Source organism: Amycolatopsis sp. CA-161197 (assembly GCF_050942255.1).
Lineage (GTDB): Bacteria > Actinomycetota > Actinomycetes > Mycobacteriales > Pseudonocardiaceae > Amycolatopsis.
Window position 1 is genome coordinate 6,642,473 of the sequence record NZ_CP192059.1, and the last position, 19,844, is coordinate 6,662,316.

General features: G+C 71.9%; 21 protein-coding genes. 7 read left to right on the forward strand and 14 right to left on the reverse strand.

Translation table 11 applies throughout. The annotated features are described in order from the left end of the window. Positions 1-66 precede the first annotated feature (66 nt). Together ACQPXB_RS31075 and ACQPXB_RS31080 are read left to right on the forward strand one after the other, a co-directional pair. On the forward strand, positions 67-1,095 hold the full coding sequence (locus ACQPXB_RS31075; RefSeq protein WP_432845389.1) for an NAD(P)H-dependent flavin oxidoreductase: 1,029 nt from the start codon (positions 67-69) through the stop codon (positions 1,093-1,095). Positions 1,096-1,193: 98 nt separating this feature from the next. Then, positions 1,194-1,889: a type 1 glutamine amidotransferase domain-containing protein gene (locus ACQPXB_RS31080; protein ID WP_432845390.1), complete on the forward strand. Its 696-nt coding sequence runs from the start codon at positions 1,194-1,196 to the stop codon at positions 1,887-1,889. A 79-nt stretch (positions 1,890-1,968) separates the two neighbouring features. Here ACQPXB_RS31080 and ACQPXB_RS31085 read toward each other — a convergent pair whose 3' ends face one another. From ACQPXB_RS31085 to ACQPXB_RS31110, 6 genes are all read right to left on the reverse strand, one after another. Continuing rightward, the gene (locus ACQPXB_RS31085) at positions 1,969-2,586 is read right to left on the reverse strand and encodes a TetR/AcrR family transcriptional regulator (protein ID WP_366581185.1); all 618 of its coding nucleotides are present in this window, start codon (positions 2,584-2,586) and stop codon (positions 1,969-1,971) included. 57 nt (positions 2,587-2,643) lie between these two features. Further along, positions 2,644-3,822, reverse strand: a complete 1,179-nt coding sequence (locus ACQPXB_RS31090) for a CaiB/BaiF CoA transferase family protein (RefSeq protein WP_432845391.1) — start codon at positions 3,820-3,822, stop codon at positions 2,644-2,646. 40 nt (positions 3,823-3,862) lie between these two features. Next, positions 3,863-4,588 (reverse strand): ABC transporter substrate-binding protein, encoded by a 726-nt coding sequence (locus tag ACQPXB_RS31095; RefSeq protein ID WP_432845392.1) that lies wholly within the window; start codon positions 4,586-4,588, stop codon positions 3,863-3,865. A 415-nt stretch (positions 4,589-5,003) separates the two neighbouring features. Further along, positions 5,004-5,873, reverse strand: a complete 870-nt coding sequence (locus ACQPXB_RS31100) for an ABC transporter permease (RefSeq protein WP_432845393.1) — start codon at positions 5,871-5,873, stop codon at positions 5,004-5,006. After that, on the reverse strand, positions 5,848-6,636 hold the full coding sequence (locus ACQPXB_RS31105) for an ABC transporter ATP-binding protein (protein ID WP_432845394.1): 789 nt from the start codon (positions 6,634-6,636) through the stop codon (positions 5,848-5,850). Before ACQPXB_RS31105 ends, ACQPXB_RS31100 begins: the two co-directional genes overlap by 26 nt. Next, positions 6,621-7,556 (reverse strand): alpha/beta hydrolase family protein, encoded by a 936-nt coding sequence (locus ACQPXB_RS31110; protein ID WP_366581177.1) that lies wholly within the window; start codon positions 7,554-7,556, stop codon positions 6,621-6,623. Before ACQPXB_RS31110 ends, ACQPXB_RS31105 begins: the two co-directional genes overlap by 16 nt. 211 nt (positions 7,557-7,767) lie before the next feature. On the opposite strand from ACQPXB_RS31110, the gene ligD (ACQPXB_RS31115) reads away from it, so the two are divergent. Genes ligD (ACQPXB_RS31115) through ACQPXB_RS31125 form a run of 3 tightly spaced genes read left to right on the forward strand, consistent with a single transcriptional unit; the run spans position 7,768 to position 9,976 of the window. Beyond that, positions 7,768-8,712, forward strand: coding sequence for a non-homologous end-joining DNA ligase (gene ligD / locus ACQPXB_RS31115; protein ID WP_432845395.1), 945 nt, complete (start codon positions 7,768-7,770; stop codon positions 8,710-8,712). Then, positions 8,709-9,575 carry a non-homologous end-joining DNA ligase gene (gene ligD / locus ACQPXB_RS31120; protein WP_432845396.1) on the forward strand — a complete coding sequence of 289 codons (867 nt, stop codon included), beginning with the start codon at positions 8,709-8,711 and terminating at the stop codon, positions 9,573-9,575. The genes ligD (ACQPXB_RS31115) and ligD (ACQPXB_RS31120) overlap by 4 nt, the downstream gene beginning before the upstream one ends. Positions 9,576-9,607: 32 nt before the next feature. Then, positions 9,608-9,976: a DUF5313 family protein gene (locus tag ACQPXB_RS31125; protein WP_432845397.1), complete on the forward strand. Its 369-nt coding sequence runs from the start codon at positions 9,608-9,610 to the stop codon at positions 9,974-9,976. A gap of 54 nt (positions 9,977-10,030) precedes the next feature. On the opposite strand, the gene ACQPXB_RS31130 is transcribed toward ACQPXB_RS31125, so the two are convergent. From ACQPXB_RS31130 to ACQPXB_RS31155, 6 genes are all read right to left on the reverse strand, one after another. Beyond that, positions 10,031-10,273, reverse strand: coding sequence for a hypothetical protein (locus ACQPXB_RS31130; protein WP_386949960.1), 243 nt, complete (start codon positions 10,271-10,273; stop codon positions 10,031-10,033). 20 nt (positions 10,274-10,293) lie between these two features. Then, positions 10,294-10,659 (reverse strand): hypothetical protein, encoded by a 366-nt coding sequence (locus ACQPXB_RS31135; RefSeq protein WP_386949962.1) that lies wholly within the window; start codon positions 10,657-10,659, stop codon positions 10,294-10,296. A 72-nt stretch (positions 10,660-10,731) separates the two neighbouring features. Further along, positions 10,732-11,517 (reverse strand): nucleotidyltransferase domain-containing protein, encoded by a 786-nt coding sequence (locus ACQPXB_RS31140; RefSeq protein ID WP_432845398.1) that lies wholly within the window; start codon positions 11,515-11,517, stop codon positions 10,732-10,734. Between the two features lie 68 nt (positions 11,518-11,585). Next, positions 11,586-12,971, reverse strand: coding sequence for a UDP-N-acetylmuramate--L-alanine ligase (gene murC / locus ACQPXB_RS31145; RefSeq protein WP_432845399.1), 1,386 nt, complete (start codon positions 12,969-12,971; stop codon positions 11,586-11,588). Positions 12,972-13,088: 117 nt separating this feature from the next. Continuing rightward, a complete protein-coding gene (locus ACQPXB_RS31150) occupies positions 13,089-13,790 on the reverse strand; it encodes a phosphatase PAP2 family protein (protein ID WP_366581167.1) in 702 nt (233 codons plus the stop codon). Positions 13,791-13,905: 115 nt separating this feature from the next. Next, positions 13,906-14,931 (reverse strand): LacI family DNA-binding transcriptional regulator, encoded by a 1,026-nt coding sequence (locus tag ACQPXB_RS31155; protein WP_432845400.1) that lies wholly within the window; start codon positions 14,929-14,931, stop codon positions 13,906-13,908. Between the two features lie 88 nt (positions 14,932-15,019). Between ACQPXB_RS31155 and ACQPXB_RS31160 the strand changes: the two genes are divergently transcribed. After that, a complete protein-coding gene (locus tag ACQPXB_RS31160) occupies positions 15,020-15,949 on the forward strand; it encodes a dihydrodipicolinate synthase family protein (protein ID WP_366581163.1) in 930 nt (309 codons plus the stop codon). A 30-nt stretch (positions 15,950-15,979) separates the two neighbouring features. Next, positions 15,980-17,287, forward strand: a complete 1,308-nt coding sequence (locus ACQPXB_RS31165) for an MFS transporter (protein ID WP_432845401.1) — start codon at positions 15,980-15,982, stop codon at positions 17,285-17,287. Between the two features lie 66 nt (positions 17,288-17,353). Here the strand turns inward: ACQPXB_RS31165 and ACQPXB_RS31170 are convergent, their stop codons facing one another. Then, positions 17,354-17,770 (reverse strand): hypothetical protein, encoded by a 417-nt coding sequence (locus ACQPXB_RS31170; RefSeq protein ID WP_432845402.1) that lies wholly within the window; start codon positions 17,768-17,770, stop codon positions 17,354-17,356. A 147-nt stretch (positions 17,771-17,917) separates the two neighbouring features. Beyond that, the gene (locus ACQPXB_RS31175; RefSeq protein WP_432845403.1) at positions 17,918-19,771 is read right to left on the reverse strand and encodes an FUSC family protein; all 1,854 of its coding nucleotides are present in this window, start codon (positions 19,769-19,771) and stop codon (positions 17,918-17,920) included. Positions 19,772-19,844 lie beyond the last annotated feature (73 nt).

Genomic DNA, 19,844 nt, shown 5'->3' on the forward strand with positions numbered 1-19,844 from the left:
AACGCGGCCGTGGGTGCCTAGCGTGGAGGCGAAGGGTTGACTCGGCGAAGAAATAAGGGGTTCGACATGCACAGCTCGCTGTCCGGTCTCGGGGTGACCTCGCCGGTCCTGGCGGCGCCGATGGCGGGCGGGGGCACCACGCCCGCCCTGGTGGCCGCGGCGGCGAGCGCCGGGGGCCTCGGCTTCGTCGCCGGTGGGTACAAGACGGCCGAAGCGCTCGCCGAGCAGATCACCCAGGTCCGCGCGCTGGGCATCCCGTTCGGGGTCAACCTGTTCGCGCCCAACCCGGTGCCCGTCGACCCGAACGCCTACCGCCGCTACGCCGGCGCGCTGCGGGCCGACGCCGACCGCTACGGCGTCGACCTCCCGCAGGCGATCACCGAGGACGACGACCACTGGCAGGCCAAGCTCGACCTCCTGCTGGCCGGCCCCGTCCCGCTGGTCAGCTTCACCTTCGGCCTGCCGGACGCGTCGGTCTTCGCCCGGCTGCGCCGCGCCGGCACGGTGGTCGCGCAGACCGTGACCTCGGACGACGAAGCGCGGCTGGCCGCCGACGCCGGTGCGGATCTCCTGCTCGTGCAGGCCGCAGCCGCGGGCGGGCACTCGGGCACGCTCACGCCCGACCGCGTCCCGCCGGCGGTGCCGCTGCCGCAGCTCCTCGGCGAGATCCGCGCCGCCGTGTCGCTGCCCCTGGTCGGCGCCGGCGGGCTCGCCACCCCCGAGGCCGTGGCCGAAGCGCTGAACGCCGGCACCACCGCCGTGGCCGTCGGCACCGTGCTGCTGCGGTCCGACGAGAGCGGCGCCTCGAAGCCCCACCGCGAAGCGCTGGCCGACCCGGCCCGCCGGGAGACAGTTGTCACGCGCGCGTTCACCGGCCGCCCCGCGCGCGGGCTGCGCAACGCGTTCACCGACGACCACTCGGCCGAGGCCCCCGCCGGGTACCCGGCCCTGCACCACCTGACCAGTGGGCTGCGCAAGGCGGCCGTGCAGGCCGGCGACGCCGAGCGCGTGCACCTGTGGGCCGGCACCGGCTACCGGCAGGCCACCGCCGAACCCGCCGCCGACATCCTCACGCGGCTGTCGCACCGGCTCTAGCCCTCAACCGGACGGGTGAGATCGGCGACAGGTCGGCGGCCGCCGGAACGGGTACCCCACGCGGGCAATCCGTCATCGACCGGAGGAGAACGAGAACCATGGCACGAGTCCTGTTCGTCATGACGGGCGCCGACCACTGGACGCTCGACGACGGCACCCGGCACCCGACCGGGTACTGGGCCGAGGAGTTCGCCGCCCCGTACACCGCGCTCAAGGACGCGGGCCACACGATCGTGGTGGCGACCCCGGGCGGTGTGGTGCCGGCCGTCGACCAGGGCAGCCTGAACCCGGACATGGCCGGCGGCGAGGAGGAGGCGGCGAAGCTCGCGCGGGTCATCGAGTCCGCGGGCGAGCTGCGTGAGCCGATCGTGCTCGCGGACGTGCACCTGCCGGACTACGACGCCGTCTACTACCCCGGCGGCCACGGCCCGATGGAGGACCTCTCCCACGACGCCGACTCCGGCGCTCTGCTCAACGCCGCCCTCGCCTCGGGCAAACCGCTCGCCGTGGTGTGCCACGCGCCCGCCGCGCTGCTGGCGACGCGCGACGAGCGCGGCGAGTCCCCGTTCGCCGGCTACCGCGTCACCGGGTTCACCAACGACGAGGAGAACGCGGTCGGCCTCGGCCCGAAGGCCAAGTGGCTGCTGGAGGACGAGCTGGGCAAGCTCGGCGTCGCGTTCGAGCGCGGGCCGGACTGGCAGCCGTACACGGTCGTCGACCGGACCCTCTACACGGGACAGAACCCGGCCTCGGCCGCACCGCTGGCGCAGGAACTCCTCAACGCTCTGAAGTAGACACGATCGCCGGCGGGGTGCGCGGCCACGCGGGCTCCGCCGGCGACCGTGCGATCGGCAGTCCCTGCCGCCGTGAAACTCACCGGTCTCGCGCGTCGTCCTCGGTCATCGCCGCGGCCGCCTGGTCGTGCACGGCCAGCACGCGGGCGTCGAGCTCCTCGACCGGCACGCCGACGTCACGCGCGAGCGCTTCGCGGAAGATGAGGTAGCCCTTGTAGGCCGCGACCATGAACACGTGCATCGCGATCGCGTCGGCGTCGGCGGGCAGGGCACCGGTGGCCTGGTCGCGTTCGAGGGCGGCTCGGGTCTTCTCGATCTCGGGCAGGGCGTGGTAGTCCGGGTCGCCGTCAATCGCGAGCAGGGCCTCGACCAGCGTGGGCGCCGGGTTGGCTAGCGCGCTGCGGAACATCGCCTTGCGGCGGCCGAGGAACGACGCTTCCCAGTGCCGTTTCGCGCCGGCCGCCCATTCCCGCGCGCGGTGGGCCACGGCCGCCCTCAGCAGGGAGCGCCGGTCGCCGAAGTACTGGTAGATCTGGCCTCGGTTCACCCCCGAGCGGTCGGCGACCTCCTGCAGGTTCAGCCCGGCGAAGATCCCGTCGCGCTGGAGGAGGTCGAACGTCGCCTGGAGGAGGTCGGCCTCGGTGCGGGCCCGGTCGCGCCCGCGCCGGTTCGACGCCTGCCCGGCGGTGTCGTTCACGTCATCTCCCCTGTGCACTCTTCTCACCTGCCTCCGGCCTCGCAGTCTAGTGATCGCTCACACCACCCCCCGGTCCCGCAACGCGTCGAGCTCCGCGGTGGACAGGCCCAGCAGCCCGCCGAGCACCTCGTCGGTGTGCGCGCCCAACGTCGTGCCGGCCCAGCGGACACTGCCGGGCGTCGCGCTCAGGTGCGGCAGCGGCGCGACCATCGGCACCTCACCGAACTCCGCGTCGTCCACGGTGATCACGGAGCCGCGGGCCCGGCAGTGCGGGTCGTTCATGAGGTCGGCGACGCTCATGATCGGGGACGCCGGGATGTCGGCGTCGCTCAGCAGCTTCACCACCTCGTCAGCGGTCAGCCGCGAAACCCATTCGCTGATCAGCGGGTAGAGCTCGTCCTGGTGGCGGATCCGGGCGGGGCGGTCGGCGAAGCGCGGATCGTCGGCCAGCTCGGGCCGGTTCATCACCGCCGACAGGCGCCGGAACAGCGAGTCGGTGCCCGCGTGCAGCGACACCCGGCGGTCGTCGGACGTCACGAAGTCCGACGCCGGGACGATGGCCGGGTTCTTGTTGCCCAGCCGTTCCCGGACCTGGCGGTCGAGGCCGTAGGCGGTCACCGAGTCCTCACTGGACCGCAACGCGGCCTCGTACAGCGCCAGGTCGATGACCTGGCCCGAGCCCGAACCGAGGTCGCGGTGGTACAGCGCGGACACCACGGAGAACGCCGCGAGGTAGGCGCTCATGTAGTCGATCACGGAGTACCCGCTGCGCACCGGCGGCCGCTCCGGCTCGCCCGTGGCGTAGGTCAGTCCACTGTAGGCACTCGCGATCCGGTCGAACGCGCCGCGGTCGCGGTACGGCCCCGTGAGGCCGAACCCGGTGAGGTACAACAGGATCGCCCGCGGGTTGAGGGGCTGAAGGTGCTCGGGCAGCATGCGGTAGCGCTCGAGCGTCGGCGGGCGGAAGTTCGTGACCACCACGTCGAAGTGCGGCACCAGGCGGTGGAACACGGCCTGGCCTTCGGACGTGCGCAGGTCGAGCGCCACGGACTTCTTGTTGCGCCCCTCCTGCAGCCAGCCCGGCGACCGCCCGCCGCTGCGCGTGAAGTCGCCGACCTTCGGGTCTTCGATCTTGACCACCTCGGCGCCGAAGTCGCCCAGGATCGTCGCCGAGACCGGTCCGGCGAGGACGGTCGCGGCGTCGAGGACCCGGACACCGGCCAGCGCGTCGCTCATCGTGTGGTTGTCCTCCGTGCTCGCGTCGGGATGCGGGGGTTCACTTGCCTTGCGCCGCGTCGATCACGAGCGACAGGTCGATCAGCTCTTCGGGCTTCACCGGGGAGTCGATCTGCAGCGTGTTCGGCACCGCCTGGTACATCTTCTGCAGGCTCGCCACCGATTCGGCGGGCACGTTGAAGTCGAACGGCACCGACGGCGCGACCCGCAGCGTCTCGACGGTCGTGCCGAGCTGCTGGGCCATCTTGGTCATCACGTCGGTGTCCTGGTGGTAGTCACCGGACAGGTGCGTGTTCACCGTCCGCTCCACCGCGCGGAAGAACGCGACGCCCGCGTCACGGTGTTCGCCCAGCAGCGCGGTGGTCGCGAAGTAGCCGGCGATCTGCATGCTGTCCGGGTACCCGCCTTCGGCGTTGAACGCGGTGCCCGGCTTGATGCTCGCGGTGAACGGCGGGCCGAGGGTTGCGCCGTCGATCGACCCGTTGTTGAGCGCCTGCACCATCGCGGCGATGTCGCTGAACGGTGTCATCCGCACGTCGTCGGGCTTGAGGCCGCCCTTGGTGATCAGGTCGTACAGCCCGTACTCCGACGGAGCGGCCAGCCCACCGGGGTTGACGCCGATGTTCTTGCCCTTCAGCGACGCCGGGTTGAAATCGCTCGCCTTGCTGCCGTACTTGGTGCTCATGTAGACACCACTGTCCGGAGAGGACGAAGCGACACCGGAGACCCAGCGGATCGGCACGCCGTGGCGCAGCGCGTTGAACACCAGGGCCTGCGCGCTCCGCGTAGACGAGGTCGATCTTGTCCTGCCCCAGCAACGTGAGCAGGTTCGGCACCGTGTCGGTGACGAAGGTGACGTCGAGGTTCTCCTTGCCGAACTCGCCGTAGACCTGGGCGAGCAGCGCCGGTGCTTCGAGCTCCAGTTTGGACGGGATGCCGACCTTGAGCGAGGTGCGCTGTGCCAGCGGTTTGGGCGCGGGCGTGCCCGCCTTGCCCGACAGGCTCACGCCGGCCGGCAACACGGACACCTGCCGGGCGTCGGTGGCCTGGTTCTGCTGCGACGACGGGGCACACGCGCTCGCGAACGCCAGGCCGGCCGCGACGGCGGTGGCGCAGAGCGCCCGGGTGGTTCTGGACATGGCTCTCCTGAGGAAAAAAGGGGCGTTGGGGAGACGAGGGACTCAGGACCGGCGCAGGCGCGGCCGCTGCTGGGGGACGGCGAACTTCAGCGCGAGGGTGACGAGGCCGGTGAAGGCCACGCCGATCACCCCGGCGATGATCACGCCGGCGTACATCGTCGCGGGGTCGAACACCTGGGAGCGCTGGAAGATCAGGTAGCCGAGGCCGCTGTCGCCTGAGACCATCTCGATGCCGACGATCACGAGGATGGCGATGCCCGCGGTCAGCCGGATCGAGGTCGCGATGGCGGGCAGCGCGGCCGGGAGGATGACGTGGCGCAGCAGCTGGGTGCGCTTGGCGCCGAGCACTTCGGCCGCGTCACGGTAGCCCTGCTCGACCGACAGGACCGCGGTGGTCGAGGCGAGCACCACGATGAAGAACACCGACACGCCGACCAGCACGATCTGCGGCAGCCCACCGAGACCGAACACGAGCAGGAACACGGGGAACAGCGCGAGCTTCGGCAGCGTGTACAGCGCGACCAGCGTGTGTTCCAGTGCCGCCCGGACGATCCACGACAGTCCCAGCAGGACGCCGAGCGCCACGCCGGCCACCACGCCGATCCCGTAGCCGATCACGAGCTTGCGCACGGTGTCGACGATGGCGTCGGTCATCACACCGTCCTGAATGGACTTGACGCCCGCCTGCCAGATCACGCTGGGGGCCGGGAAGAACCGGGTGTCGAGGATGCCGAACTGCGCGGTCAGCTCCCAAACCACGATGATCAGCACCGGGGTCGCCCAGGCCAGGGTGATGGTCACGCCGCGGCGGCGCCGGGCGTGCCGCTGGGGCGCCAGCTCGGCGGGGCCGGGCGTGCGCCGGACGAGCTCGCGACCGCCGAGCCGGTCATGCGACGTCATGAGCGTGCTCACGTTCTTCCACCTCACCTTTCAGGAGCCGCCAGATGTGGTCTTCGAGAGCGCCGAACTCGGCCGCCGAACGCGCGGCGCGGGTGCGCGGCCGGGCGAACGGGACCTCGATGTCGTCGAGGATGCGCCCGGGCCGCGACGACATGACGACGACGCGGTCGGCCAGCAGCAGCGCCTCGTCGATGGCGTGGGTGACGAACAGGATCGTGCGCCGGTGCGCCTCCCACACCCGCAGCAGCTCTTGCTGCAGCACGAGGCGCAGCTGCGCGTCGAGGGCGGCGAACGGCTCGTCCATCAGGAGGATCTCGGGGTTGGCCACGAACGCCCGGGCCAGGGCGACGCGCTGGCGCATGCCGCCGGACAGCGTGGCCGGGTAAGCGGACTCGAAGCCGGCCACGCCGGCGCGTTCGATCCAGTCGCGGGCGACCTCGTTGGCCCTCGCCCGTGCGACGCCGGCGATGTCGAGCGGGAGCCGTACATTGGCGAGCACGGTCTTCCAGGGGAAAATGCCGTAGTCCTGGAAGACCATGGAGCACAGCGGCGAGTCCGCGTCGGCGCGGTCGATCACGATCTCGCCGGCCGAGGGTGCGGCCAGCCCCGCGACGATCCGAAGCAACGTCGACTTCCCGCAGCCGGACGGGCCGACGATCGCGACGAACTGTCCTCTTTCGACGGTCAAGTCGACCGGGCCCAGCGCGTGGACCGCGTGGCCGCGGGAAACGAACGTCCGCTCGACGCCCGTCGCGCTGATCACGACGTCGGACATGCGGCCTCCTCCTGGTGGGTGTGGTCGAGGATCGTCGCGAAGGGCGCGGTCGCGAGCCACTCCCCCGCGGCCCGGTCGCCGTGCACGCGGTCGGCGAACGCCGTGGCCACCGCGCAGATCGCGGCCGCGGTCGGGCTGTTCTCGGTTTCGTGGCGCGGGATTCCACCGAGCTGGTGGTCGCCGTCGTGGACCACGGCGAGGTGCTTGACCCGCGAGCGCGCCCGGTCGTACGGCTCGCGGCGCCATTCGACGCCCTCGCCGCGAGCGCCGAAGTCGCGCGTGCCGGTGACGACCAGCAGGGGCAGCTCGACGTCCTGCCAGGAGCTCGGGGTGAGCCCACGGTCGCCGCTTCCCTGTGGTGACAACAGGATTCCGCCCGCGACGGCCGGGTGAGCGAAGGTCCCGTAGCCGGTCAGGCGCGTGCCCAGGAGGAGCTGGGCGGTGTAGGCGCCGAAGGAGTGCCCGGCGAGCAGGACGCCGTCGGGGTTCAGGTTCGGCCTGGCGGCGAGCGCGTCGAGCACCGCGTGCACCCGGTCGACCCGGGACAGCCAGTGTTCCGGGTCGAACAGCAGCGCGTGCATCCGCTGCCTGGCCACGGGATCCGCGGCCCAGGTCCGCTCGTCCACACCGGACAGTCCGAGCTCCGGTCCGGCGAGATCGAAGGCGTCGCGGAACTGCGGGTGCAGCACCGCGTAGCCGTGGGACGCGAGGTGGTGACCGAGGCCCGCGTAGCCGCGGTGGCTCCCGCCCAGCCCGTGGCACAGGACGACAACCGGCTTTTCCCCGGCACGGTCCGGTTCTTGCGCGAAAACGGCGACCCGCTGCCCGTCGGCGGTCGCCCATTCGTCGACTTCGCTCGTGACGACCCTGTTGCGGCCCGGCCGGGCCCACCGGGGGTCCGCGTGCTCGTTGCAGCCCACGCTGGCTCCTAACTAGCGACTTGTTAGTAACGTAATGCTAGTTAGTCGGCGTTGACAAGACTCGTCGCGCAAGTGACCGGACGCGAGCACTCTCCGTGGCTGCGAAGCGGGCACCGGGACCGCCGCGGGCCGGTTCCGCAGCGCGCTGAGCTGGAGTTTCGAACGACGGTGGGCCGGGCACTCCGAAGCGAGGTGTCGAAAGGACTACGCGATGACCACGCCAGGCTGGCGGGAACCGACCCTCGCGACGTTGACCGACCGCCGGTTCTCCGACGCGGGCTGGATGTTCGAGCGCAAGCTCGACGGCGTCCGCGCGCTCTGCGTGCGCGACGGCGGCACGCCCACGCTCTACTCGCGCAACCACAAGGTCATGGACAACGCCTACCCGGAGCTCGTCGAGGCGCTCGACCGCCAAGGCGGCCCGCGGTTCGTGGCGGACGGCGAGATCGTCGCGTTCGACGGCGACAGCACCAGCTTCGCCGCGTTGCAGCCGCGGATCCACCTCACGGATCCGGCGCGGGCGCGGGCGACCGGGGTGCGCGTGTACTACTACCTGTTCGACCTGCTGCACTTCGACGGCCACGACGCCACGCCGTTGCCGCTGCGCGAACGCAAGGCCCTGCTGAAGGACGCGTTCGAGTTCGCGGATCCGCTGCGGTTGTCGGCGCACCGGGACACCGACGGGGAGAAGTTCTTCGAGGAGGCCTGCCGGCGCGGTTGGGAGGGCGTGATCGCGAAGCGGGCCGACGCGCCGTACCACTCGGGACGGTCGGCGGACTGGCTGAAGTTCAAGTGCGCCCAGGGCCAGGAGCTCGTGGTCGCCGGGTTCACCGACCCGCAGGGCGCGCGGCACGGCTTCGGCGCGTTGCTGCTGGGCTACTACGAAGGCGACGAGCTGCGGTACGCCGGCAAGGTCGGCACCGGGTTCGGCGAGAAGCTGCTGGCGTCGCTGCACGACCAGCTGACGCAGCGCGAGACAACCCGGTCGCCGTTCGCCGATGCCGTGCGCGAGCAGGCGACGCACTGGGTGCGGCCGGAGCTGGTGGCGCAGATCGGGTTCTCGGAGTGGACCCGCGACGGGCGGCTGCGGCACCCGCGGTTCCTGGGCCTGCGCGACGACAAGAAGCCGGCCGACGTGGTGCGGGAGAAGCCGTGATCGAAGTTTCCCATCCCGACAAGGTGTTCTATCCCGCGGACGGGCTCACCAAGGGTGACGTCGTCGAGCACTACCGTGCGGTGGCCGGCGTGATGGTGCCGCACCTGCGCGGACGCCCGCTGACGTTGCGCCGCTTCCCCGACGGCATCGACGGCCAGGGCTGGTTCCAGAAGCACCCCGGCGAGCACTTCCCGGAGTGGCTGCGCGTGGAACGCGTGCCGCGGCGCGGCGGGGGCACGGACGAGTACGTGGTCTGCGACGACACCGACGCCCTCGTCTACCTCGCCGGCCAGGGGACGGTGGAGTTCCACGTGTGGCTGTCCACCGTGGACAGTCCCGGGCAGCCGGACCGGCTCGTGCTCGACCTCGACCCGCCGGACGGCACGCCGGTGGCCCGCCTGCGCGAGGTGGCGCGCAAGATCCGCGGCCACTACGAGAAAGCCGGCCTCACCGCCTTCGTGCAGGCGACCGGCGGGCGCGGCTTCCACGTGCTCGCCCCGCTCGACGCCCGCTCCGACACCGACGTCGTGCTGGACCTCGCCCGCACGCTCGCCGACCGCGTGGCCGACGAGGACCCGGACCACCTCACCACGGCGCAGCGCAAGGACAGCCGCGGCGACCGGATCTTCCTCGACGCCAACCGCAACGGCTACGCCCAGACGTTCATCGCGCCGTACTCCCTGCGCGCCCGCCCCGGCGCGGCAGCCGCGACGCCGCTCGACTGGCGCGAGCTCGGCAAGGCGGACCCGGACGGCTGGCCGCCCGCGAAGCAGAAGCAACGCCTGGCGCGCAAGGCCGACCCGTGGCGGGACCTGGCGAAGCACGCGGGCTCGGCGGAGGCGGCGCTGGCTTCGCTGGAGTGAAACGACGGCGGGAAGCGCACACTGGAGTGACTATGGTGACCCCACGACCAGGTCCGATCCGGTGGCTGCGCTACGTCTACGGCGCTCGGCTGGCCGATGAGTACCGCCCGTGGGTGCTACACGACGCGACCGCCCGGACGTGGGTGCTGCGGTTCGCGCTCCGCGTGTTCTTCGAGGCGCTGCCGTGGCTCACCGCCGCGTTCCTCCTCCTGGTGTTCCTCACGCCGCTGCCCGCGGGGCTGGTGCTGCTCGGACTGCTCATGGCCCTGGTCCTGGGCCTGTTCCTCACCCTCGGCAGCGCCGACGAGCTCGCCGAAGTGCGCCTGGCCAAGCACGGCTACCCGCCGGGCACCGGCAAAGCAGTCCGCAAACGCCGAGGCGGGGCCGCCACCTGGCCCTGACCGGGGCAGGACCCTGTCACGACACCCCGACCGGGCCCTCTCCGGGAACAGCAGCTACCCGCCGATGGTGACGGTGCGCCGCGCCGGGCCGTTGGCGCTGCGGGGCACGATGGGGACGATGCCGAGGGCGCTGAGCACGGCGACGAAACCGTTTTCGATCTGCGTTTCGGTGCTGGGCCAGTAGCCGACGGTCTCGCACATGAGCCCGTCGCACTGCTCGGGCGGCGGCGGCCCGGCGCAGCCGGTGGCGAGCAGGACGACGGCGGCGGCCGCGACGGCCAGACGCGAGCGTGACACGGCGGAACCCCTTCCCGGGCTCAGACGACGGCGGGCTGCCGGCGGCGGACGATCAGCGTGATCACGGCGAGGGCCAGCACGATCGCCACCACGGCCTGGGGGTATCCGGTGGTCACGCTGATCACGGCGCTCACCACGCCGATCACCTCCATGGCCACCCCCAGCGTCGCCGCCCACTCGCGCCGCGGCAGGAACGCCGCGGCGACTGCGACGAGCACTGCGATGACTGGGTTCAGCACGAGCACGAGCCACACCGAACCCGGCACGTCCTGGCCGTGGTCGAGCCGTTCGAGCACCGTGAGCAGCTGCACCACCCAGATCCCGATCGACGCCACGGCCTGCACGGCCATCACCCACCGCGCGGTCCTGACCCGCCACCCGCCCACGACGCACCCCTCCTCCGGTCGAGCACCGGGGACGGTAACCGCGGGCGGCGGGAGCCCTCCCGAGCGTGTCCGCTACCGGCCACCCGCTCCGACGACGTCGGCGAGGTACCGCACCGCGAGCTCCTCGGCCCGGGCACTCCGTTCGACGGCGCCACGCCACCGCCGGTACAGCTCCACGCTCGCCAGCACCGCCGACGCGGCCTCCTTCGCGTCGTACCCGCAGACGGTGGCCTGCAGCTCGCGCGCCGCGTCCGGGGCGACGAACTCCAGCCGGCGCACGCCCCGAGGGGCAAGGCCGGCACGCACGGCGATCAGCGGCCCCAGCACCGTTTCGCGCAGGAAAGCCAGGAACCCGAGGACGTCGAACAGTTCGCCGCGCCCGAGTTTCGTCGCCGCGTAGTGGACCCAGACCCAGAAGCGGTCTTCGAGCCACTGTTCGTCCAGCGGCTCCTTGGCGAGCGGCGCGGCGGCGAGGGCCTGAGTCAGCGCACCGTCGCGTTCCCACAGGATCTTCGGGTCGCTCGTCCGCTCGCCGAAGTCCGCCACGCGCACGAATTTGAAGTCCACGTGCAGCAGGCGCGGTCCGGTCAGGCTGATGACCAGCCGCGGTTCGCCGACGTGCTCGCCGGTGAAGGCGGCGACGAGGTCGGCCCACGAGCCGATCAACGCGAACCTCTCGCCCAGCACCGCTTCGAACGCCGCGTCGTCGACGACCACGACAATGTCCACATCGGAGTATTCGTCGGGCTCGCCGTGGGCGATTGAGCCTCCGACGGCCACCCCGGCCACGCGCGGGTCGCGGCGGATCTTCGGCAGTACGTCGTCGAGGAACTCGCGGTGCGGCGCGGGAACGGTCATGAGCTTCCTTTCGTTGGGAGCAGGGCAAAGTAGCACGCCACCGCTCCGGCCGGCACACGAATAAGCGCTCAGCCCTCGTGCAGCGCCTCGACGATGCGGCCCGCGAGCGTCGCCATCTCGGGCGACCCGATGGTCACCACGACGTCGCCCCGCTGAACGCGCCGGACCACCTCGGTCAAGGCCACGGAGCCGGACCCGGCGTACACCTTGTCCTTCTCCGGCAACGGAATCGCGGCCGTGAGCGCCTCGCCGTCGAATCCCGCCGCGACGGTCTCGCCGGGGCCGAACACCGGAAGCACCACCGCCTGGTCCGCCAGGCTCAGCGACTCGGCCATCTCGCCGAGGAACTGCCGCACGCGGTACGCGCGATTGGGCTGGCACACCACGACCAGCCGGTGCTCCCGCGCGACCGACCGCAATGCCGTGAGCGACGCGGCCATCGACGTGTGGTGGCACGCATAGTCGTCGTACACTCGCACGCCGCGCGCGACGCCGCGGAGCTCGAACCGCCTGCGCACGCCCGGAAACCGGCGTAACCCAGGGATCGCGCCGGTGCGGCCCAGCCGCTGCGCGACGAGCAGCGCGGCCGCGGAGTTGAGGCCGAGGTGCTTGCCCACCACCGGCACGTGCACCGCGCCGACGAGGGCACCGTCGAGCACGGCGTCGTAGCGGATCCCCGTGGTCACCGGCGAAAGCCCCACCACGATGAGGTCGGCGTCGGTGGCCTCGCCGTAGGTGTACACGGTCCGGCCTTCCGCCCGCAGCGCCGCGGCGAGCCGGCGGCACCGCTCGTCGTCGGCGTTGGTCACCACGAAGCCGCCGGGCCGAACGCGGCGGCAGAAGTCGAGGAACGCCTGCTGCAGGCCCTCGACGTCGCCGTAGGTGTCGAGGTGATCGGAGTCGATGTTCGTGACCACCGTGACCTCGGGCGTGTAGGCGAAGAACGAGCGGTCGCTCTCGTCGGCCTCGACCACGAAGTACTCGCCCGAGCCGACGCCGCCGGAGCCCAGCGTGCGGACGTCGCCGCCGATCACGTACGACGGGTCGGCCCCGCCGGCGCGCAGCGCAACCGTGATCATCGCGGTGGTGGTCGTCTTGCCGTGCGTGCCCGCGACCGCGATCGCGCGACGCCCCGCCAATACCGCCGCGAGGGCCTCGGACCGGTGCAGCAGCGGCAGCCCGCGGTCGCGGGCCTCGACGAGCTCCACGTGGTCGCCGGGAATCGCTGTCGAGTACACCACGGTGTCGGCGTTCCAGAGGTGCCCGGGCGAGTGCCGGCGGTGCACGGTCGCGCCCAGCTCCTCCAGCAAAGCCAGCGCCGGCCGGTCGCCCACCTCGCTGCCGCTCACCGGCACTCCGTGGCGCAGCAGGATCTCCGCGAGGCCCGACATCCCCACCCCGCCGATGCCGATCAGGTACACGTGGCCCAGGTCCCGCACGGTCAGCTCGTTCATCACGCACCCTCTTGTTTCCGGTGAGGACTCCCTGTCCCCGGGTTCGAGGGTGCGGCCGGCATGTCCGCGGACCGCGAGCTGTCTGTCGCGGCAGGGCAACAGCCGGGTACCGATCCGTCAGCGCGGTACGGAGAACGGCTGCCGGTCCTGCTGCCCCGGCGCCGGCCGCGGTACAGCCAGTTCCACGGTCGCGGCGTCGGCGGGCAGCCGTGGGCCGCGGCGTTCGACGACGCACGCCGAGGCCAGCGCGTAGCCGGCCGCCGCGAGGAAGAAGCCGCCGAGGCAGTCGCTGGGGCGGTGCCAGCCCACGGTGAGCGTCGAGACGCCGACCGCGACGATCCACGCGACACCCAGCGGCGCCGCCACGAACCGCCCGACGCGCGGCAGCACGAGCAGCAGGGCGAACACGCTCATCGCGGCCACCGTCACGTGGCCGCTGGGGAAGCTGTTGCTGGTGGAGTGGATGCGCTCGGCCAGGTTCGGCCGGTCGAGGGCGACCTTGAGCAGCTGCGCGAAGCCCGCGACCACCACCATGAGCCCGACGGCCGCGGCCGTGCGCCGGTACGCGCGCCGTACCAGGCCGATCACCACGACCAGCACGAGCGCGAGGGCGAACAGCGCCGGCACCGGGACCTCCAGCGGCAGCGGCACCTCCCCCGACGCGCGGGTGAACGACGGGTCGAACGTCTCCAGGACCCGCTGGTCGGCCTCCTGGCCGGACTCCGTGCGGACCAGCAGCAAGTACGTCACCCCCGTCGCCACGACGAGGAGGACGGCGGCCACCAGCCGCCAGGCGATGCTGAGCACTCGGTTGTTCACCCCGTCCAGCCTGCCAACGCTTCGTCCGCGGCGGGGCCGGGAAATGTCATGGGTCTGCAACAACTGCGCACTGGTTCCGCACGGACCCGTCCCCTGTGGACGGACGTGGGCCCCCTCACCCCACCCGCAGCGTGGTGCCGCGCGGGATCAACGTCGGCGCGAACCGGCGCGTGCTGGCCGGCACGCCGGCGCCCACGTCGATCAGCAGGTCCACGGCCGCGCCGGCGATCTCCGTGAACGGCACCCGGATGGTGGTGAGCGGCACCGGCAGGCGCGCGGCGAGGGGAATGTCGTTGTACCCCACCACGGACAGCTCGTCGGGCACCCGCACGCCGGCGCGCTGCACGGCCGAGAGCAGCCCGACGGCGGTGTTGTCGTTCACGGCGAAGACGGCGGTGGGGCGCGGGTCCAGGGCGAGCAGGGCCCGGCCGGCGTGCTCGCCGCTCTCCATGCTGAACGTCGAGGGCAGGACGAACGCGGGCAACCCGGCTTCGCGCAACGCGTCCTCGTACCCGGCCCGGCGGCCGAGCGCGCTGGACGCGTAGTCCGGGCCGGCGACCAGCGCGATGCGGCGGTGCCCGAGGTCCAGGAGGTGCCGCGTGGCGAGGTAGCCGCCGAGGCGGTCGTCGCCCACGGCGGCGGCGCTGTCGCCGAACGTGCGCATCGCCAGCACGTGCGGCACCTCGCGCTCCAGCAGTTCCTGGCAGAAGCCGCCTTCGGTGCGCGCGGTGGTGAGGATCAGGCCGTCGACGCGGCGGCCGAGCAGCATCCGGCCGTTCTCGCGCTCGAGCTCCGGCTCGTCGTGCGAGGTCGCGACCAGCGCGTGGTACCCGCGGCGCGTGCACGCCGAGGCGACCTCCTCGTAGAACATCGCCATCACCGTGTCGGTCAGCCGCGGCACGAGCACGCCGAAGGTGTTGGTCTGCCGGCGCCGCAGGTTGGCGGCGACCGGGTTCGGCTCGTAGCCCACGCCCTCGGCGATCTCGCGGATCCGCGCCGCCGACGGGCTGCGGAAGAACCGGTGCTCGGGGTTGAGAGCGCGCGAGACCGTCGACTTGCTGACGCCGGCCGCCAGCGCGACGTCGCTGATCGTCGGACGGACCCCCGGCTCCCGGGTGCTCTCCGGTGTTCGCTCGCTCATGCGGCTCCTTGACTCTCGCGCAACCCGCAGCCTACCGTTGTGCAACCGATTCCCCCATCGTTTGCACAGCCTGAAACAAGGGAGTGTCATGAAGTCTCTCGATCTGCGCGGCCTCGTCCCGGCGTGTGTCACCCCGTTCACCGAGAGCGGCGACGTCGACCACGAAGCCCTGGCCGTGCACGGGCGCTGGCTCGCCGGTCTGCCGGGCGTCAAGGGCATCGTGTGCAACGGGCACGCCGGCGAAGGCGCCAGCATGACCGAGACCGAGCGCGGCGACGTGGTGAAAACCCTGGTCGGCGCCGTGGAGGGCAAGCAGCCGATCATCACCGGGGTGATCAGCGACGGCAGCCGCGTCGCGGGTGAAGAGGCGAAGCGCTACGGCGAGGCCGGCGCGGCGGGCGTGCTGCTCTACCCGGCGCACAGCTGGCTGCGCTTCGGCTTCCAGCCCGGCGCCGCCGCCGACCGCTACCGCATCGTCGGCGAGATCTCCGGTCTGCCGCAGATCCTGTTCCAGTACCCGGATGTCACAAAGGCGAGCTACAACCTCACCGAGCAGCTCAAGATCGCCGAGCTCGACTCCGTGTTCGCGATCAAGAACGGCGTGCGCAACATGCGCCGCTGGGACACCGAGGTCCCGGTGCTGCGCAAGGAGTTCCCCGACCTGCAGATCCTCACGTGCCACGACGAGTACCTGCTGCACACCATGTTCGACGTCGACGGCGCGCTCGTCGGCTACGGCGCGCTGGCGCCCGAGGGCATGTGGGAGCTGCTGCAGGCCGGCAAGCGCCGCGACTACCCGGCGGCGCGCGCGGTGCACGACCGGCTGCTGCCGCTGACCAAGGCCGTGTACCACCGCGGTTCGCACATGGAGGGCAGCGTCGCGCTGAAGCTGGGCCTGGTGCAGCGCGGGGTCATCCCCAACGCCTACGTGCGCTCGCCGCTGCTGCCGCTCGCCCCGGAGGCCGACGACGAGGTCGCCGCCGCCCTCGCCCACGCCGGTCTCGGCAAGGTGCTCTGACCCCTCCCCACCGCTTCGGAAGGCACACCAATGACCGCTGTGTCAGCAGAGGCACCACCGAGAACCGGGAGCCGCCGGGAGCTGCGGTTCATCCTCGTGTTCGCGTTCCTCGGCTCGTTGTTCGACGGCGCCGAGCTCAACCTCGTCGGCTACCCGCTCACCTACCTGTCCGGCTCGCTGCACGTGTCCACGGTGACGCTGGTGAGCGTGGCGACGTTCCAGGGCTTCGCCTCGATCGCGGGCGGCTTCCTGTTCGGCTGGCTCGGTGACACGCTGGGGCGCCGCCGCACGTATGCGATCTCCGTGCTCGCTTTCGGCATCGCCGCCGTGCTCGGCGGGCTGGCGCCGAACTTCGGGACGTTCCTGGTCACCCGGCTGCTGGCCGGGCTCGGGATGGGCGGCCTGTTCGGCCTGTCGTTCTCGATGTTCACCGAGTGCTGGAAAACCACCCGCCGCGGCACGATGGGCGGGCTGATCCAGTCGATGTACTTCCTCGGCGAGATCGTGACGGTCGGCGTGCTGTATGCGTGTCTGTCGTGGTTCGGCAACGATCTGGGCTGGCGCACCGGCTACGTCGTGATCGGCGTGGTGAGCGTGGTGATCGGGCTCGCGGCGTTCCGGCTGCTGCCGGAGTCGCGCCACTGGCTCGAGTACCAACGGCGGCTGCGCGAAGGCACCCTGCCACCCGACCTACGGCGTACGCGCGTGCCGATCCTGGACGTGTTCCGCTCGAAGGTGGTCTACGGCAGCGTGATCTTCATGGTGCTGTCCACGGCCATGTTCCTCACGACCAACTCCGTCGGCGTGTACCTGTCCACGTACCTGCTGAAGGTGCAGCACCTGCCGCTGGGCACGGCGAGCGGCGTGGTGCTGATCGGGTACGTGTTCACGATCCTCGCGTACTCGGCGACGGGCGCGCTGTCGGACCTGGTGCGGCGCAAGTACGCGTTCCTGGCCAGCTGCGTGTTCGGGGTGGCGGGCTTCGGCTGGTTCCTCGGCCAGGTCCTGAGCGGCACGGACCACGTGAGCACGTCCTTCTGGGGCGATGCCACGTTCTGGGCGCTCATGTGGTCGGCCGCGGCCTGCGGCGGATTCGGCGTGCTGGGCGTGTGGATGTCGGAGTACTACCCGACCCGCATCCGGTCCACGGGCGCGAACAGCAGTTACTACGTCGGCCGCGGCCTGGGTGCCGGCGTGTATCCGCTTTTCGCGCTGACGCTGGCGGGCGGCGGCATTCCGCTCGCGTTGGCACTGGGTATTCTGGGCCCGTTGGCGGGGATTGTTTTCTCCGCGATCGCGCCCGACCGAACCGGACGCCACATCGTCGCCATCGAATAGCGAATGACGGTTTTCGGATTGGTTCCGGTGCCCGCCGGGGAATGGCCGGCGGGCACCGGAATCACGTCACTGGCGCCAGTCGACGATCACCGCGATGCTGCCGCCCATGCTCTTGACCCGGACCTGCGGGTTGGCGGCCATGTTGCCCCACGGCACCGTCATCTTGCCGCTCTTGCCGCAGCCGAGGCTGAACCAGCCGCCCTTCGGGTGCTTCGCGTCGAAGCCCCAGCCCTGGACGCACGCGGACTGGTTGGTGCCTTCCTGCACGTTCCAGCCGTAGCCCGCGCGGAACCCCGGGCGGCCGAAGATCGCGCAGTTCGACTTGCTGACCGGGCCCCACTTCCCGATGATGCCCGAGGCCTGGTGCGGGTCGGTGCACGCGTTGGCCGGCGCCGCGTTCGCGACCCCCGCGCCCGCGACGAGCGTGCCGGCCGCCGCGACCGTGGCGACGAGCGCACCGATCCGCGAAATCCGCTTCCCCATGTGTTCGGTTCCCTCCAGTAGGAGCGGCAAGATCATCTCGCCGCGAACAGAACGTACAACGGAATGAGCGAGCGGCGCACCTCGAATGAGGTCATTTAGGAATGACTTAGGGTTGCCATGAATTCCTCCGTGGAAAATGAAACGTACTCACGCCGGGGTCAGGACCGCGCGTCCGTGGCTGATCCGCAGCACGTCGGCGAGGACCAGATCGGCGAGCAGGCGCTCCTCCTCGTCCGGCAGGTCCGGTCGCGCGGGCGGCGGCGCGCCGGTGGTCAGCGCCGCGGCGGCGTCGGCGGTGAAGCCGGCCAGCTCGGCCGAACCGGTGCGGCGCTGCAGCATCGCGCCGGCCGACGCCGCGAGGCCGCGCAGGCCTTCCACGGACTCGTCGAGGGCGTCGCGCTGCGCGGAGTCCGGGCCACGGCTGCCGGGTTCGGGCGCGAGGAGGTCCTGGTGCGTGCGCACGGCCGTGCGGAAGCGCGGGCCGACCTCGCGCGCGTCGCCACCCGGTTCTCCGCGCAGACGCGCGGCCACTGATCCGAGCAGCTCGCCCATCGCCGTGGTCGCTTCGGAAAAGCGTTGCGCCACCGGCGGTTTCGGCACCCCCGGCACCGCGGCGAACCCGAACAGCAGCGCGATCGCGACGGCGAGCGCCACCAGCAGCACGTATTCCGCGAGCGTGGCGCCGGGGTCGAGGTGCTTGGTGACCGCGTTGACGCTCACGCTCATCAGCACGATGCACCCGTTGAACACCATCGGCTTCGCCTGCATGAACGGGAACCCGACCAGCAACGCGATGAGCCCCAGCGGCAGCAGCGCCGAATGCGGCAGCAGCCACAGCGCGAGCACGAGCACCACCGCCCCGGCCACCGAACCGGCCACGCGCTGCCAGACCTTCGCCAGGGTGTCGCGCCATTCGGGTTGCATGATCGCGAACGTCGTCATCAGGAACGACACCGTGAGCGGGTCGCCCGGGCGGAACGAGGCGATCACGACGGCCAGCAGCATGCCCAGCGCGCACCGGACGGCGTGGCGCAGCTGGGCCGAGCGCCACGACAACGCGCCGGCGGCCTCGCGGCGCAACGCGGTGCGCACGATGTGACGGGGGAAGTCCACGAGGGACTCGTCGCGCGTCGAGGCCGCCTCGCGCACGGCCGCGACCGCCGTCCACAGGTCGTCGATCAGCACGCGGGTGTCGCCCGGCAGGCCGATCTCCGGGTCGACGCGCTCGACCTCCGGCACGTCGGCCGGGTCGAGGTTCTTGGCGCGCACCGCGTCCGCGAGCTGCGTCAGGGCCGCATCGACGGCCGCCAGCACCGCCGTGACGGCCGCCGCCTGCTCGGCGTCCAGTACCCGCAGCCGGTCGCGCAGCACCGCCGCCGTGCCGTGGCAGCGCAGGCCCGCCGCGACGACGCGCGCCTGCCAGCGCAGCGGCCGGTCGGCCAGCCACAGCCGCACGGCGCGTTCGGCGCTCTCGCGGTCCGGCCCGGCCAGCGCGTCGGCCAGCGCGGCGCGGGTCGGCTTGCCCGGGTCGCCCAGGCCGGTGAGCAGCCGCAGCACGAACACCACGCCGATGGCCAGCGCGGGCGCGCCGAGGATCTGCACCACGCTCGCCGTGCCCGTGAGCTGGAAGCCGTAGCCGAACACCGACGACATCCCGAGCCCGAGGCCCACGGTCACGTACCGCGCGCCCAGTGCCGGCAGCAGCGCCGCGCAGAACACCACGACCACGAGCAACGCGATCGCCGCGACTGGCGAGACCGGCCCGAGCAGCCGCGGCCCGGCGGCGCCGATCACCACCGCCGGCGCGAACGCCGCCAGCAGCTTGAGATCGGGCACGAGCGGACCGCCGTTGGCCGCGATGAAGCAGAACAACGCGGTCAGCCCGGCGAGGATCATCGTGCCGCCGAGGCCGAGCACGGCCCCGAGCCCGGCCGTGCCGCCGACCACCACCGGGATCACGACGAGCAAACCGCCGCCGCGCGCCAGAACGTTCACTCGCACCCCACCGTCTCCGCGATCTTCGCGCGGAAGCCTCGCACCCCGGCCGCGGCGGCGCCACTCCCGGTCCGGGTCC

What these genes read in the sequence shown, in the direction of transcription:
- ACQPXB_RS31155 (WP_432845400.1), bottom strand. Translation starts at nt 14,931, where the DNA reads ATGAGCGAGCGAACACCGGAGAGCACCCGGGAGCCGGGGGTCCGTCCG.
- murC (WP_432845399.1), bottom strand. Translation starts at nt 12,971, where the DNA reads ATGAACGAGCTGACCGTGCGGGACCTGGGCCACGTGTACCTGATCGGC.
- ACQPXB_RS31105 (WP_432845394.1), bottom strand. Translation starts at nt 6,636, where the DNA reads ATGTCCGACGTCGTGATCAGCGCGACGGGCGTCGAGCGGACGTTCGTT.
- ACQPXB_RS31125 (WP_432845397.1), top strand. Translation starts at nt 9,608, where the DNA reads ATGGTGACCCCACGACCAGGTCCGATCCGGTGGCTGCGCTACGTCTAC.
- ACQPXB_RS31165 (WP_432845401.1), top strand. Translation starts at nt 15,980, where the DNA reads ATGACCGCTGTGTCAGCAGAGGCACCACCGAGAACCGGGAGCCGCCGG.
- ACQPXB_RS31170 (WP_432845402.1), bottom strand. Translation starts at nt 17,770, where the DNA reads ATGGGGAAGCGGATTTCGCGGATCGGTGCGCTCGTCGCCACGGTCGCG.
- ACQPXB_RS31080 (WP_432845390.1), top strand. Translation starts at nt 1,194, where the DNA reads ATGGCACGAGTCCTGTTCGTCATGACGGGCGCCGACCACTGGACGCTC.
- ligD (WP_432845395.1), top strand. Translation starts at nt 7,768, where the DNA reads ATGACCACGCCAGGCTGGCGGGAACCGACCCTCGCGACGTTGACCGAC.
- ACQPXB_RS31090 (WP_432845391.1), bottom strand. Translation starts at nt 3,822, where the DNA reads ATGAGCGACGCGCTGGCCGGTGTCCGGGTCCTCGACGCCGCGACCGTC.
- ACQPXB_RS31160 (WP_366581163.1), top strand. Translation starts at nt 15,020, where the DNA reads ATGAAGTCTCTCGATCTGCGCGGCCTCGTCCCGGCGTGTGTCACCCCG.
- ACQPXB_RS31075 (WP_432845389.1), top strand. Translation starts at nt 67, where the DNA reads ATGCACAGCTCGCTGTCCGGTCTCGGGGTGACCTCGCCGGTCCTGGCG.
- ACQPXB_RS31140 (WP_432845398.1), bottom strand. Translation starts at nt 11,517, where the DNA reads ATGACCGTTCCCGCGCCGCACCGCGAGTTCCTCGACGACGTACTGCCG.